At 46.8% G+C, this 13318-nt stretch carries 17 protein-coding genes; 12 read left to right on the forward strand and 5 right to left on the reverse strand.

The features are described 5' to 3' along the window. Positions 1-184 precede the first annotated feature (184 nt). From ABID47_RS06345 to ABID47_RS06365, 5 genes are read left to right on the forward strand one after another with little or no spacing between them, the layout of a single operon-like run. The gene (locus tag ABID47_RS06345; RefSeq protein WP_285855252.1) at positions 185-493 is read left to right on the forward strand and encodes a PadR family transcriptional regulator; all 309 of its coding nucleotides are present in this window, start codon (positions 185-187) and stop codon (positions 491-493) included. Then, positions 490-837 carry a DUF1048 domain-containing protein gene (locus tag ABID47_RS06350; RefSeq protein ID WP_076164786.1) on the forward strand — a complete coding sequence of 116 codons (348 nt, stop codon included), beginning with the start codon at positions 490-492 and terminating at the stop codon, positions 835-837. The genes ABID47_RS06345 and ABID47_RS06350 overlap by 4 nt, the downstream gene beginning before the upstream one ends. Before the next feature lie 12 nt (positions 838-849). After that, positions 850-1200 carry a DUF1048 domain-containing protein gene (locus tag ABID47_RS06355; protein WP_354495327.1) on the forward strand — a complete coding sequence of 117 codons (351 nt, stop codon included), beginning with the start codon at positions 850-852 and terminating at the stop codon, positions 1198-1200. 15 nt (positions 1201-1215) lie between these two features. Then, complete coding sequence (locus ABID47_RS06360; RefSeq protein ID WP_354495328.1) at positions 1216-1974, forward strand: ABC transporter ATP-binding protein; 759 nt, start codon at positions 1216-1218, stop codon at positions 1972-1974. Next, the gene (locus ABID47_RS06365) at positions 1975-2742 is read left to right on the forward strand and encodes an ABC transporter permease (RefSeq protein WP_145159372.1); all 768 of its coding nucleotides are present in this window, start codon (positions 1975-1977) and stop codon (positions 2740-2742) included. A 256-nt stretch (positions 2743-2998) separates the two neighbouring features. On the opposite strand, the gene ABID47_RS06370 is transcribed toward ABID47_RS06365, so the two are convergent. After that, the gene (locus ABID47_RS06370; protein ID WP_354495329.1) at positions 2999-3208 is read right to left on the reverse strand and encodes a hypothetical protein; all 210 of its coding nucleotides are present in this window, start codon (positions 3206-3208) and stop codon (positions 2999-3001) included. 204 nt (positions 3209-3412) lie between these two features. Here ABID47_RS06370 and ABID47_RS06375 point away from each other — a divergent pair, with 204 nt between their 5' ends. The 3 genes from ABID47_RS06375 to ABID47_RS06385 all read left to right on the forward strand — a co-directional run bounded on the left by ABID47_RS06375 (position 3413) and on the right by ABID47_RS06385 (position 5186). Beyond that, positions 3413-3745, forward strand: a complete 333-nt coding sequence (locus tag ABID47_RS06375; protein ID WP_089547588.1) for a winged helix-turn-helix transcriptional regulator — start codon at positions 3413-3415, stop codon at positions 3743-3745. A gap of 240 nt (positions 3746-3985) precedes the next feature. After that, the gene (locus ABID47_RS06380; protein ID WP_354495330.1) at positions 3986-4714 is read left to right on the forward strand and encodes an NAD(P)-dependent oxidoreductase; all 729 of its coding nucleotides are present in this window, start codon (positions 3986-3988) and stop codon (positions 4712-4714) included. Between the two features lie 13 nt (positions 4715-4727). Then, positions 4728-5186, forward strand: a complete 459-nt coding sequence (locus tag ABID47_RS06385; RefSeq protein ID WP_354495746.1) for a DUF2269 family protein — start codon at positions 4728-4730, stop codon at positions 5184-5186. A gap of 48 nt (positions 5187-5234) precedes the next feature. Here ABID47_RS06385 and ABID47_RS06390 read toward each other — a convergent pair whose 3' ends face one another. Next, entirely contained in the window at positions 5235-5546 is a 312-nt protein-coding gene (locus ABID47_RS06390) for a Dabb family protein (protein ID WP_354495331.1), read from the reverse strand. 21 nt (positions 5547-5567) lie between these two features. Beyond that, positions 5568-6137 (reverse strand): NADPH-dependent FMN reductase, encoded by a 570-nt coding sequence (locus ABID47_RS06395; RefSeq protein ID WP_354495332.1) that lies wholly within the window; start codon positions 6135-6137, stop codon positions 5568-5570. Between the two features lie 191 nt (positions 6138-6328). On the opposite strand from ABID47_RS06395, the gene ABID47_RS06400 reads away from it, so the two are divergent. The 4 genes from ABID47_RS06400 to ABID47_RS06415 all read left to right on the forward strand — a co-directional run bounded on the left by ABID47_RS06400 (position 6329) and on the right by ABID47_RS06415 (position 11740). After that, positions 6329-7213, forward strand: coding sequence for a helix-turn-helix transcriptional regulator (locus ABID47_RS06400; RefSeq protein ID WP_354495333.1), 885 nt, complete (start codon positions 6329-6331; stop codon positions 7211-7213). Between the two features lie 307 nt (positions 7214-7520). Continuing rightward, positions 7521-8456 (forward strand): LytTR family transcriptional regulator DNA-binding domain-containing protein, encoded by a 936-nt coding sequence (locus tag ABID47_RS06405; RefSeq protein WP_354495334.1) that lies wholly within the window; start codon positions 7521-7523, stop codon positions 8454-8456. Between the two features lie 253 nt (positions 8457-8709). Continuing rightward, entirely contained in the window at positions 8710-9426 is a 717-nt protein-coding gene (locus ABID47_RS06410) for an ABC transporter permease (protein ID WP_354495335.1), read from the forward strand. Positions 9427-9445: 19 nt separating this feature from the next. Next, complete coding sequence (locus ABID47_RS06415; RefSeq protein WP_354495336.1) at positions 9446-11740, forward strand: preprotein translocase subunit SecA; 2295 nt, start codon at positions 9446-9448, stop codon at positions 11738-11740. Between the two features lie 58 nt (positions 11741-11798). Here the strand turns inward: ABID47_RS06415 and ABID47_RS06420 are convergent, their stop codons facing one another. Continuing rightward, on the reverse strand, positions 11799-12278 hold the full coding sequence (locus tag ABID47_RS06420) for a nuclear transport factor 2 family protein (RefSeq protein WP_354495337.1): 480 nt from the start codon (positions 12276-12278) through the stop codon (positions 11799-11801). Positions 12279-12369: 91 nt separating this feature from the next. Beyond that, on the reverse strand, positions 12370-13305 hold the full coding sequence (locus ABID47_RS06425) for a DMT family transporter (RefSeq protein WP_354495338.1): 936 nt from the start codon (positions 13303-13305) through the stop codon (positions 12370-12372). Positions 13306-13318 lie beyond the last annotated feature (13 nt).

A 13318-nucleotide genomic window follows, 5' to 3' on the forward strand; every position in this document is an offset into this window, starting at 1 on the left:
CCGACAATTAGAGGCTTCACAGCTTGTGATGGAAAATCAAATGTAAGCCTATTTTTTACAATGCAACGAGAAACGCCGTTGACAAAACCAGCTACTACGTGTTACTTTATAGCGGTAGTAAGTAATACTTCATACCAGTCACACAGAATAGCAAGGAGCGATTGTGTTGGAAAATTTAACGGAAATGCTTAAAGGCGTGCTTGAGGGCTGCGTCCTTGAAATCATAAGCCGCCAAGAAACCTACGGCTACGAAATTACGCGGCAGCTGAACGCCCTCGGCTTCACAGATGTTGTGGAAGGAACGGTATACACCATTCTGATCCGGCTAGAAAAAAACAAGTTGGTGGAGATCACCAAGAAACCTTCCGACATGGGACCGCCGCGAAAGTTTTTCGCGATCAACGACGCAGGGCGTGAAGAGCTGCGGAAGTTCTGGGAGAAATGGGAGTTTGTATCATCCAAAATAAACGAGTTAAAGGAGAAGGAACAATGAATTTTTGGGAAAAAATCACCGGCAGCGACATGACCAAAGAAATGAAAGCCTTTGAATCGCGAGCCCAAAAGCTGCCTGCTGATTATCAAGCGGCGTGGAAAAAAATTAATGCCAACCTTTGGGTGCATTCCGACTTCACCGGCCGCAACCTCATGCCGATTCTTGATGGTGTGCTAGGCCTGCTTGAAGAAACTGCGGCGGACGGCCAGAGTGTTCAAGAGGTTTTGGGTGACGATATTCAAGGCTTCTGTTCAGCGCTGGCCGGCGAAGAAGGGGCAAAGTCTTTTCGTGACAAGTGGCGCGAGCAGCTCAACCATAATATCGCCAAAAAATTAGGCAAATAGGAGGAGGATCACATGAGTATACGAGATATCATCGAAGGCAAAAAAGAGTGGAGGGCGCACGTGGCGCGAGTCAAAGCGCTCCCGCGGGATTATCAGATTGTGTATAAGGAGATTCAAAAATATCTCTTTAAAGTAGGCCCTGTGGAGCTAACCGAAGGGACCGGTATACTCTCGGGAATTGTCGATCTTTTTGAAGAGGGCGCAGCATTGGGGAAAGGCGTGCTCGAAGTGACGGGAAGAGACGTAGCGGCTTTCTGCGACGATCTCATCAAAGATTCAAAAACTTACGCTGACATCTATCAGGAAACGGTTGCCCAAGAAAGTAACAAGGCCATAAAAAAGGCAACGGATAAAACAAAGTAAAAGAGGGGGACCCGGATGGAAAAACTAATTGAAGTGAAAGGTTTGAGAAAATCTTTTAAGGACACAGAAGTTCTAAAAGGCGTCGATCTTGAAGTGGGGCGAGGTGAGATTTTCGCCCTGCTTGGCTCCAACGGGGCGGGCAAGACGACGATGGTCAGAATCCTCACCACGCTCCTCAAACCGGACGGAGGAACCGCCACCGTAAACGGCTGCGACGTCGCATCAAAGCCCGACCGGGTACGACAATCAATCAGCCTGACCGGGCAATTTGCCGCCGTGGACGAAATATTGACAGGACGGGAAAATCTGATTATGATCGCCAAGCTGCGGCACCTCAAAAATCCGCGCCAGGTCGCGGATCGTATGCTGCAACGCTTCGGCTTGACGGACGCCGCTGACCGCAAGGCAGCGACTTATTCGGGAGGGATGCGCCGCAGGCTCGACATCGCCTTGAGCCTTGTGGGCAATCCGCAGATCATTTTCCTCGACGAGCCGACTACCGGGCTTGACCCCGAGGCCCGCATCGAGGTTTGGAAGACCGTCAAGGAACTTGCCGGCGGCGGCACGACGATCTTCCTGACCACGCAATATTTGGAGGAAGCCGAGCAGCTCGCCGACCGTATAGCCATTCTGCATGAAGGCAGGATTATTGCGAGTGGCACGCTCTCTGAGCTGAAAAAGCTGTTCCCATCCGCAAAGGTGGAGTATGTAGAAAAACAGCCGACATTAGAAGAGATATTCCTCGCAATCGTCGGAAAGAAGGAGGCTATGTAAATGGAGACAGTCAAAAATCACTTTTTTAGCGATATGGGCGTTATGCTTGGACGTTCCATGCGTCATATATTCCGCAGCATGGACACCATCATTACGGTCTGTATCACACCGATTGCGATGATGCTGCTGTTTGTCTATGTGTTTGGCGGCGCAATCCACACCGGAACGGATAACTATGTGAACTACCTGCTGCCCGGCATCCTGCTGATTGCGATTGCGAGCGGGATATCCTATACGGCTTACCGCCTGTTTATGGATAAGCAGCGGGGCATCATTGAGCGGTTCCACTCCATGCCGATTGCGCGTTCCGCCGTGTTATGGGGGCATGTGCTGACCTCACTGGTATCCAACATGATTTCTCTTGTCGTCATCATCCTTGTAGCGCTCCTTATGGGCTTTCGTTCCTCGGCAGGGGTACTGCCATGGCTCGCCGTAACCGGTATACTCGTGCTGTTTACACTGGCTTTGACATGGGTCGCAGCGATTGCCGGATTGTCCGGAAAATCGGTCGAAGGGGCCAGCGCATTTTCCTATCCGCTGATCTTCCTGCCATTTATCAGCTCGGCCTTTGTGCCGACCGATTCGATGCCGAAGGTCGTTCGGGCCTTTGCCGAAAACCAGCCGGTAACCTCTATTGTAGAAACCATCCGTGCTTTATTGTCAAATCAACCGGTAGGCAATGATATCTGGATTGCTCTGGCATGGTGCGTCGGCATTATGCTCGTAGCTTATGTCTTTGCGATGAGAGCGTACAAAAAGCGGGCGTAACGTGGTCTTCTCCATCCTTCCTGCCGTCTCGAATTCAGCAAACCTTCCATTGATCGGAACATTGCATACATTTTTATTCACGACTTCTGGATGCGGTCTACCGTGCAATCATAGATTACACAGATGGCACTGACGCGGGCTTTTAATCAAACAGCAGCAGTCTGGACTATTGTTTTCTCGTCCTTGGCTGCTGCTTATTTATTGGTGACAAAAGGGGGATTTTTGCTTGCGCCCAGGCAACACTGCCGGATCTCACTTAGCGAATACGGAAAAAAACACCAATATTTTTCTGTTCTGTAATTAGAAAACCGTTTTTAAGCAGACAGAGTACAGCATCTTTTACGGGTGCCCCTACTCTTAAAGTACTGAGGCAAGGGGACGCGCTACCTAAAATGCGTACTTTGCCGATGTTGGCAAAATTTTTTTTGCTTCTGACGATAATGACCACATCCGGAAAACGGCTCATGATATCAGCTCCTAACTTTAAGTGGATATCATAAGGTATTCCGCTTCATACAGGCATGCTTGGACACCGTGAAGTATTCGGGATGGGGGTTTGCCAATACGGTTCAGATGGTTATGGATTGACTTGATTGTAGGGCTAATGTAAAATTTTGTTATGTTCATTGCAGTTAATGTACTTACTTACAGGTAAGGGGATGATTCATCAATGATTCATCAGCGTGAATGTCCGATTGAGACCATCATTCATGTTCTAAGTGGCAAATGGAAGCCGATGATTTTATGGCTTTTGATTGATTCTACAAAGCGATTCAGCGATCTGGAAAAGCTTATCCCTGATGTTTCGCAAAAAATGCTTGCACAACATCTCCGGGATTTGGAACGAGAAGGCGTAGTCGATCGAACGGTTTACCCGACTGTCCCTCCAAGAGTAGAATATTCCCTTAGTGAATACGGCCAAACCTTGATTCCTGTTGCGGAAGTCATGTGTGCTTGGGGAGAGAATCATAATAAGCGGAAGTATGAAGAGCCGGCGTCATAAAGCGGATTTAATGAACTTGTACACGAATTCAAACAACTCCAACTAAAAGCTGCCACGGGATTTCCGGGCAGCTTTTTGCTTCCCTGCAGTCACACTCCTGAAAAAAGCAATGTATCCCTTCCCGTCATACTTACTTTTAAGTAAGTCCCCTACTTTAAAGTGGGTTCTTAACATCCTTTTGAAGCGATGCTAAGCTTGAGCTAACCAAATATAGGGACCCATGAAGAGGAGGACATAACGATGAAAATCATTGTTTTTGGAGCGACGGGGAATACAGGGAAAAGAGTGTTGGCACAAGGGATACAAATGGGGCATGAAATGACCGCATTTGTGCGAAATGCTGAGAAGCTTTACGATCAGCTGAGTGAGCATTCCGAAAAGCATGTAAAAGTGATCGTGGACGATATGATGGACCCGGTGAGCGTTCGTGAGGCACTTATGAATCAAGACGCCGCTATTATTGCAGCCGGCCATGCGGGGCAGGGAGAAGGGTTTGTCCGTATCGTCGATAACATTATAAGCCAGTGTGAATTGGAGCCTAGTTTCTCCGGGCGGGTATGGGTTATGGGAGGAGCCGGCCTGCTGGATATTCAATATACGGATTTGATCGGCAACAATTTACCCGGCTTTCCGCCTGAGTATAAAAACCACAACCGGAATTTCGAAAGGCTGCAGCGGACGGACCTCGATTGGACCATGATGTGTCCGGGAACCATGACAGATTCGAGGGAGCATTCAGATTCTGCTCATCTGCATGTCACAACGGAAATCTTGCCCGTTCCGATGCAGGAGACGATCAAGGACTTTTCCGAAGCAGAGATAGCCGGTCACTTGTTCAGCAGATTTCAAGAGCTGAATGTAGCTTATGACGATGTCGTAATGTGTATGTTGAATCATCTTGAACTCGAAGGATCGTTTAAAAGAAAAAGGGTCGGTCTAGCCTATCAAAGCAATATTACAGTGAGCTGAGGAGGAGGGGATGATGGGTTTATTTGGATTACTGCTCGTTTTGCATATATTGTCTTCGATCGCTTTTATCGGCCCCGCTTTCGTAACGCCCATCATTCGGAGATGCGCCAGAACGGTCGGCCAGCTGCATTTTGTTTTAGGGATAACGGCCAAACTGGCCATCATTACTAAAATTGGCGGAACCGGACTTATTCTGACCGGGGTTGGGCTTATGATCATAACCAAGATGGGGTTATCCCAAATGTGGCTGAATGCATCTATTCTCTTAGCGCTTCTCATGGTTGGACTGATCGACGGATGGATCGAGCCGCGTATGAAAAAGATCAGAAAAACCATATCTGAGCGTCAAGACCAAGGTAGTGACATACCCGCCGAATTCGGAATACAGTTAAAAAAGATCCTGCTCGTCGAGATGGCAGCCATGCTGCTGATGATTGCCGTATTGGTGCTCATGGTCGTTAAGCCATTTTAAAAGCCGCATCACTGCGGCTTTTTTTATTAACAAAATATGTGTATACTTCTAATCCTGACCTTTCCAAGGGTAGTCCATAACGATGATCCCTTCAACATATGGGCCAATCGCCTGCAAAAACTCTTGATGCAGGGGATGCTGAATATAGTCCTGGCAAGCCTGTTGATTTTCAAAAGAGACTCGGATTCCCAGCGTATACCCCTGCATATGCTCCTTCTCCTCCGTAACGTTCATTCCAGCGGTAATTTCTGTGATACCCGGAATGTTTCCTTTAAAGTCATAGACTTGCATGACGGCTTCTTCTTTTTTTGCAGTCGAAACATCGGGCTTGAATTTCAATAGTACAATATGCTCAAACATCTTTTTCCTCCAGTTTCTCGTTTATACTTGGCTTTGCAGCTGCTTTAATCGGGATTGTTCCTTTGCCCATTTCACGAAATTCCCGGATACGAGATCCAGGTGCTTAATCGTAGGTTCATCTGTCAACTCACCCTTCTCATTAATTTTCTCATGCACAAGGCCGATGTATACTTCATTTCCCGGTAACAGTGGCGATGAAATGCCGGAAGCAAACAATATATCACGCAGATGGCCCTGAGCTTTCACCGATCCCAGCAGACCCATGGAAGAGCCTACAATCCAAGAGGGCTTACCGACCATCACTTGGTCAACGCGGGATAACCAGTCAATCGCATTTACCATAACACCAGGAATGGTTGAATTATACTCAGGAGTGACCCATAACACCGCGTCGGCTTCAGCGACTTTGCCCTTGAAATCGATAACCGTCTGCGGCGGAGCAGACTCCGTATCCTGATCGTAAAAGGGAAGATCCCGGATATTCAACACATCTAATTGGAAAAGATGCTTATAACGATGTTGAATATAGTAAGCTAGTTTTAAATTAAAAGATTCCTTGCGGATGCTGCCGACAATGGCGGCTACTTTCATTGTCATCACCTCAATCAGATGGGTTCGAATGGAAAAGAACAGGTTGGGGCGATCACTGTCTTATCCATTCTTGCTTTTCCTCCTATGGAGGACATAAACTGAGTTTAATGAAACCTGAAGAGGCTAGGAAGAGATCTGGTTATCGTAGGATTGGGAATCCTACGTTCATGAATATAGTAGGGGGCATGGGGATGATATCGAAGAGATTGGACCGTTATCAGGAATTATCTCGATTTTTACGATCACGTCGTGAAAGGATAACACCTAAGCAAGCAGGATTGCCGGATTCCGGACGCAGACGGACACCCGGACTTCGGCGAGGCGAGGTGGCTCTGTTGGCAGGTGTGGGATTGGATTGGTATACCTACTTGGAACAGGGGCGTCATATTAACGTATCCGTAGAAGTCCTTGATCGGATAGCCGAAGTGCTCCGGTTAGATGAATCGGAACGCAGACATCTGTATCATCTGGCCCGTAAGCAATATCCCTTGGTTGAAACAAAGAAAACATCTAAGGTTACACCGGAACTTCAACGCTTTCTAGATAGCCAAAACCTGTCCGCGGCAAATGTCATGGATGCACGTATGAACATCATTGCCTGGAATGAAGCTTATTGCGCCTTGAATGGGGAGCTGGCCGCTATGTCAGATCGGGAGCGGAATTTCGTATGGATGACGTTTACGTCACCCCGCTTCCGTTACGCTAAGGGAGAACAATGGGAACTGCATGCGCGACGGATTGTCGCTAATTTTCATGCCGGTTATGCGCGTCACGGTGACGACCCCTGGTGGTCCGAACAGTTCGACGCTTTGTCCCAAGTTAGCAGGGAGTTTCGAGAGTTTTGGGACGATCATGAAGTACTCGATGCCATAGATGCTCCAAAGACGCTGCACTGTCCGAATCTCGGGAAGTTGAATTTTGATCTTGTTTCGTTTCAGTATTCAAATGATCCGAATTTGACCGTCTCCATTCATGTTCCTCATCAAGATGGCACGATGGAAAAAATGCAGCGTTTACTAAGTGATTATCAGAGCAGCAGGCATGCTGAGGCACTTGAAACTTCTCAAAGAGTTTAGTTGTGAGGCAAAAAGTCTTCGAACATGGAACAACTGATGAGGACAACAGCATGGTCCCATGTAAAGTCGCCGAGATGGCGGCTTTTTTTTATCAGTACAAGTTCTTGTTCCGGGCTAAAGAGAGGGGCTTGAACCGATTACCGTATTTGGACATGAATATGTTCCGAAATCCGACTCAATGATTTCTATATCCAGAAACCGTTCAAATGCTGGCCAACCACGAGATTATCAGTAAAAACTGACAAAAAAGTATCCGATCATTATAATTGTTATATATATCCAAAGCTGTACTGACCGGGAGGACGGTATGCAATTTCAACCAATCTATGATGATGGGAAACTACTTCTACCGAAGATCGAATTGAAAATGACATCGAACCAATCGATCGGCATTATAACGGACTTGAAGCGAAAGCAGCTTTTAATGAATCAATTAGTGGATCGTTCCCGATATTATTTATTTCGAGCTGGGCAAAACGAGTATATTCGTTTAACGGTGGAAGAGCTGATCACTTTTCTAATTAAAGTAACGGAGAGGAATGAGCGTGTCGTCCCGTTAATGGATTATTTTGCTTTAAAAGAAGAACGGAAGGTAAAGATAAAGGATCTGAGCTCATCGAAAAGGATGTATGTGACATTGCTGCGTGTCTTTTTTGCGCATCAGCCTACACTTGTACTGGAGGAACCCTATTTTTACTTGGAAGAAGAGGATCGTCGTCAATTTAAACGGATTTTAGATGATCTTGCGAAAGAAAAGCAGATTTTAATGTTAACTTCGAATTTAGAGGATGCCATAATTTCCTGTGATGCCATTTATCGATTGAACGAATTCGGTTTTCATCCATTGGATATTCGGGAATCCGAAGAGGATAAGCAAAAAGTGCAGAAACAAGATGAGGTCAATATCACCTTGCAGAAGATATCCACAAAAAGAAATGACAAAGTGATTTTATTTGATCCGCCTGAAGTCGATTACATAGAAAGTATGGATGGTATGATTCTTGTTCATGTAGGTGGAGAAAATTATGTCTGTGCTTTGACGCTAACCGAGCTCGAGCAGAGATTGTTAAATTTCGGATTTTTTAGGTGTCATCGATCCTACATCGTTAATCTGCAAAAAGTTAGAGAGATTATTACATGGACGAAGAATAGCTACAGCTTGCGATTAAATACGGGTAAAGATGCCGTGGTTCCGTTATCCCGTTCAAAACTGCATGAATTAAAAGCGCTACTTAACATTTAAAATGTTTGCTAGGCAAACATAATTTCGTAAGCGTATGCCATTTCCGAGTCAATATCGAACAGATCAAGCATTCTATGGTACCATTCAGGCGTTCATAGCTACATTTCGGCCGGTCTTGATGGCTAAAGGCATGCAATCTTTATATATTTAAGCCATCAACGCGAAGGATGTGGTGAAGGTTCATTGATCGATTAGAAACAAAAGAGCCAAGTTTGGGTGATATTTTCATTAAAATGACAGGAAGTGAGTTACGATGAGTATCTCCTTAAAACGCGCCGGGGCGATATTTGTGAAGGATTACAAAGAGTTTTCACGCAATTATGGGCTCTCTATAAGTTTGATGTTTCCATTGATATTGGCACTTCTTTTTCGAAGCGCAGGCCCTTCTTTGAATGGAGCTTTCGCTTTCAGTCTTGTTCTTAATCCCTCATTTGTAATACTAACGTGTTTGGTACAAGCATGCTTAATTGCGGAAGAAAAGGAGCGTAATACGTTACGTTCATTAATGTTCACACCGGCCACGTCCTTAGATGTTTTAATCGGTAAAAGTTTTTTGGTCTTTGTCATGTCTGCTGTGGCTCTGGCAGCTGCAACGTATTTAATTGGTTATGAGCCAGCTAGTATATGGGCGTTCGTGGCAGCTATCATTCTTTCGATTATTCTATACATAGCAGCCGGTACGATCTGTGGTTTATTCTCCAAGACGCTGCTTGATGCGTCATTATCCATACTTCCTGTGGCGTTCGTATTCACCATGGCACCATGGGGGGCGTTTCTAGTGGATGATTATCCGATCCTCAACGTGCTGGATTACGCACCAAGCAGTCAACTTGTGCATTTGCTAGGTATTCCCCATAAAGGTTTTAAGGCGATAGAATTATTAGAACCCCTGCTCATTATTTTGGCATGGACGGTTGTATTAACGATGGTGTCTGTTGTTTTGTATCAATGGCGTTTAAAGGACGAATAGGAAGGAGGATTAAATTCCGATGAATTTAGCCGTCAAGTTGCTCCGAGAATTCAAAGACCGCAATGCCCGACAAAAGCTGAAAGGTTATCGGGACAAAACGCAGCTCATCAGAAAACGGAATCTTGAAGCTTGGGACCATCGGCATCTGCAAGCGGAATCCCTCCGGCTGAAAAAGAAAGCACAATCGGGTATGCCTTTGGACGAGCTGCTTGTCGATGCCTATGCGTTAGTTTGCGAGGCAGCGAAGAGAACGCTTGGATTACAGCCTTACGATGTCCAAATCATGGCTGCCATCGCAATGCACGAGAGATTTTTAATCGAGCAGCATACTGGCGAAGGGAAGACGCTCTCTGCGGTGATGCCTGCTTATCTAAATGCACTGACTGGGAAAAGCGTTCATGTGCTGACTTTTAACGATTATTTGGCAAATCGGGATGCGAAGTGGATGGGCCCAATCTATAGTTTCCTCGGGTTAACGGTAGACTCGGTTCAAGCGGGTATGAGCCTGCCAGAGAAACGGGAAGCGTACGCCATGGATATAACCTATGTTACGGCGAAAGAGGCGGGATTCGATTATTTGCGCGACACGATTGCACTAGATGAAGCCGACACCGTGCATCGTCCTTTCCACTACGTCATCGTCGACGAAGCGGACTCACTGCTTCTTGACGAAGCACGGGTGCCGCTAGTCATCGCCGGCGAGCCGGACTTTTCAAGGAACGACGGCGTTCGTTTCGCAGAAGTGGCAAGGCAGCTCCAGCGAGATGAGCATTACGTATTCGACGAGTTTCAGCGAAATGTTTATTTGAATGAAGCGGGCTCTGCAAAAGCGGAAGAGTTGCTAGGATGCGGCAATTTGTATGATAGCGATAACAGTCATTTGTTATCGTCGTTAAATTGCGCACTGCATGCGGAATCGTTATTAAAAAAAGACGTCGATTATATCGTCCGAGACGGCAAAATCGAGCTGGTCGACGAATATACCGGCCGCGTGGCAGAGAATAGGCATTTACCGGACGGGCTGCAAACTGCGCTTGCGGCCAAAGAAGGGCTGCTGACATTAGCCGGTGGGATAATTCTTGGTACGATCACTTTTCAACACTTCCTTAGTCTATATCCGAAAATTTGCGGGATGACGGCTACCGCGCAAGCTTCTGCAATGGAATTCGAAGAAATGTATGCGCTGGAGGTTGTGCAAATTCCGCCGAACCGGCCTAACATACGGATCGATCATCCGCATCGAATTTATACCCATAAAGAAGCCAAACTTAAGGCGCTTGTACAAGAAATTTCGTCCGTCCATAGAACGGGACGTCCGATTCTAATCGGTACGTCAAGCGTTGGGGAGTCTGACATGCTAGCGGAAGCGCTAGCTGCAGCGGGCGTACCTTGTCATGTTCTGAATGCGAAAAACGACGCGGAAGAAGCCGAGATCATCGCCAAAGCAGGAGAAATCGGCGCTGTGACGGTGTCCACAAATATGGCGGGCCGAGGCGTCGACATTCGGCTCGGCGGCGGTAATCCCTCACAGGCAGAAGTTATCGCCAAGCTGGGCGGATTATACGTGATTGGTACGCATGTGCACGAAAGCGTGCGGATCGACAACCAACTGCGCGGGCGTTCTGGTCGCCAAGGCGACCCTGGATCTTCCGTGTTTTTCGTAAGCTTGGAGGACGAGTTGTTCCTTCAGTTCGGCATCGATAAAGTGATTCAGCCTATGTATCGCGATCTCAGGCAGGATGAAGTTCTCGGAGAGTCTGTGCTCTACAGCAAAATTGAGCATATTCAGCGGGTGATAATGGGCCAAAATTTCCATATCCGTCAGGAACTGAACCGTTATTCGGATATGGTAGAGGAACAGCGGCGTATTTTATACGAGGAGCGGCTCGGCATTTTGAAAGGCGAGACGAAGCTGAGTCCTTCGGAACAGCGGGTGCGGCTTTATTATATCGACAAGTTCTGGGCTGATCATCTGGCATATGTTTCTTACATTCGCGAAAGCATCCATTTGACGGGCCTTGCTAACCGCAATCCGATCGACGAATTTCATGAGCAAATCATCCAAGCCTATGAGCAAATTCAGGACAAAATAGATAGAGCGTCGGCAAATATGCTCGTAAAGCTCGGAGGTTCGAATGATCCGGCGAAGTGGGAAAAGTTCGGGCTGAAGAGCCCGACTTCCACTTGGACCTATATTATCAACGATCAATATATGGAGTACTTGCAGAACCCCGGTTCATGGAATCCGGGGACGATCATCGCTTATTGGATGCGCAAAATTTTGAGGCCTATATTCGGGTGGTCAAAATTTTGACCGGGTTGAAGCGAAGCAGACAAATTACAACGTAGGTGACTTATTGCGCCAACTTATTTTATTTTGTTTGTTGGCCGGCCAAGTTCATAATATTTTGATTTCCGCTGGCCCATACCGCGGTCATGACCAATTCGGTAATCTTCCACTGACCGTGTTCTTTCACAAAGCGGAACAAATACTTTCCGCCCAAAGTCCACTGACTCCCTCCGAAGGAGTTTGGAAAATCATGCTGCGCCTGGAAGTAGGCACGGCATACGGCCCGATCTTCATTTTCAAAATCCACGAGTTGGTTGGAGATCAAATGCTGTGTCGCTTTTAAAGGCGTTAATGACTGATTCCAGTTGTCCATCAGCATGCTGGCCGGTATGGTAATAGGTTCGCCACCTGCCAAGGACGTATAATCGACTGTCACTTCTTCCGTAAATAGCTGCTGAAGTGATTCCCACTCCCGGCTGTCGGCATAATAAGCAAATTTGGATACCGTTTCGATTACAGCCATTTTGTTCATCCAGATCAAGAGCTCTTGATTGTTGTTCATCGTATTTCCTCCTCGTTTGTACATACGTTTATTTTACAGGGCATCGCTTTTATATTCTTGTAAGTTCTGCTCATCACTTTGCATAAAAGTCTCAAAGATCCGATTTGACCGAAGCGGTGATGGATGGCTTTTGCCCATGATTTCCACTCGGCCCCGTTCGTTTTGTCCGTACTGCAGTGACGACACCCAATATGACCAGGAAGGTACCGACAACTTGAACCCAACCTACCGGTTGCCCCATCAGTACCGAAATCATCAGTGTTACGACAGGAACCAGGTTGAAGAATACGGAGGTATGGTTTGCACCTACTTTCTGTATGCCTTGATTCCACCAAAGAAAAGTCAAAACAGCGCCAAATGTCCCCATAAAGAAAATGCAAATCCATGCTGTTGTGAGTGTCGTTTGCGATATACCCGGTGAGGGGAAATTCAGAAAAGGCAGAAAGCAAATGGTAGCAATTGCCATGGTTATGGCTGAGGTGGCGAGCGGCGTGCTGTTGGTCAGAAGCTTTCGTCCCAGTACACCATAGAGCGCCCAAGTGATATTCGCTCCCAGTGCTATAAAATCTCCAAGTGATATGTTAGTGAGTTGCCAAAAAGCCCCGTTGGTAATGACCATAAGAACACCGGCGATCGAGCACAACATCCCGATGATTTGGCCCTTACGGATGTTTTCTTTCAGCAAAGGCACCGCCAAAAAAGCCGTTACGATTGGGTTTGTAGCCATAATCAAGGCAGGATGAAGTGGCGGTGTATACTTCAAGGCTGTGAACTGCAGAGCATTCGTTACAAAAACACCGACTACCCCTAATAAAATATAGACCGAGATCGAGGAACGAAGGGTGCTCCACGATGGTTTTTCCTTCACAAATAGAAGCAACAGCATGAGTGCTGCGGCTATGAGGAATCTCCAAGCGGTGACCGTCAAAGGGGGCATCGCTTGAATGGCCAGCTCACCGGCATTAAAGCTGGCTCCCCAAAACACGGATACGGCGGCAAGGCGGACATAGGTCCATGCATGGTTCATTGAACATCCTCCA

Origin of the sequence: Paenibacillus favisporus (assembly GCF_040545415.1) — a bacterium.
Classification (GTDB): domain Bacteria; phylum Bacillota; class Bacilli; order Paenibacillales; family Paenibacillaceae; genus Paenibacillus_AQ; species Paenibacillus_AQ favisporus.

Coding starts and splice junctions, on each gene's coding strand:
- ABID47_RS06360 (WP_354495328.1), top strand. CDS start 1,216: ATGGAAAAACTAATTGAAGTGAAAGGTTTGAGAAAATCTTTTAAGGAC.
- ABID47_RS06350 (WP_076164786.1), top strand. CDS start 490: ATGAATTTTTGGGAAAAAATCACCGGCAGCGACATGACCAAAGAAATG.
- ABID47_RS06415 (WP_354495336.1), top strand. CDS start 9,446: ATGAATTTAGCCGTCAAGTTGCTCCGAGAATTCAAAGACCGCAATGCC.
- ABID47_RS06365 (WP_145159372.1), top strand. CDS start 1,975: ATGGAGACAGTCAAAAATCACTTTTTTAGCGATATGGGCGTTATGCTT.
- ABID47_RS06410 (WP_354495335.1), top strand. CDS start 8,710: ATGAGTATCTCCTTAAAACGCGCCGGGGCGATATTTGTGAAGGATTAC.
- ABID47_RS06375 (WP_089547588.1), top strand. CDS start 3,413: ATGATTCATCAGCGTGAATGTCCGATTGAGACCATCATTCATGTTCTA.
- ABID47_RS06420 (WP_354495337.1), bottom strand. CDS start 12,278: ATGAACAACAATCAAGAGCTCTTGATCTGGATGAACAAAATGGCTGTA.
- ABID47_RS06400 (WP_354495333.1), top strand. CDS start 6,329: ATGATATCGAAGAGATTGGACCGTTATCAGGAATTATCTCGATTTTTA.
- ABID47_RS06390 (WP_354495331.1), bottom strand. CDS start 5,546: ATGTTTGAGCATATTGTACTATTGAAATTCAAGCCCGATGTTTCGACT.
- ABID47_RS06380 (WP_354495330.1), top strand. CDS start 3,986: ATGAAAATCATTGTTTTTGGAGCGACGGGGAATACAGGGAAAAGAGTG.
- ABID47_RS06395 (WP_354495332.1), bottom strand. CDS start 6,137: ATGAAAGTAGCCGCCATTGTCGGCAGCATCCGCAAGGAATCTTTTAAT.
- ABID47_RS06355 (WP_354495327.1), top strand. CDS start 850: ATGAGTATACGAGATATCATCGAAGGCAAAAAAGAGTGGAGGGCGCAC.
- ABID47_RS06425 (WP_354495338.1), bottom strand. CDS start 13,305: ATGAACCATGCATGGACCTATGTCCGCCTTGCCGCCGTATCCGTGTTT.
- ABID47_RS06370 (WP_354495329.1), bottom strand. CDS start 3,208: ATGAGCCGTTTTCCGGATGTGGTCATTATCGTCAGAAGCAAAAAAAAT.
- ABID47_RS06385 (WP_354495746.1), top strand. CDS start 4,728: ATGGGTTTATTTGGATTACTGCTCGTTTTGCATATATTGTCTTCGATC.
- ABID47_RS06405 (WP_354495334.1), top strand. CDS start 7,521: ATGCAATTTCAACCAATCTATGATGATGGGAAACTACTTCTACCGAAG.
- ABID47_RS06345 (WP_285855252.1), top strand. CDS start 185: ATGCTTAAAGGCGTGCTTGAGGGCTGCGTCCTTGAAATCATAAGCCGC.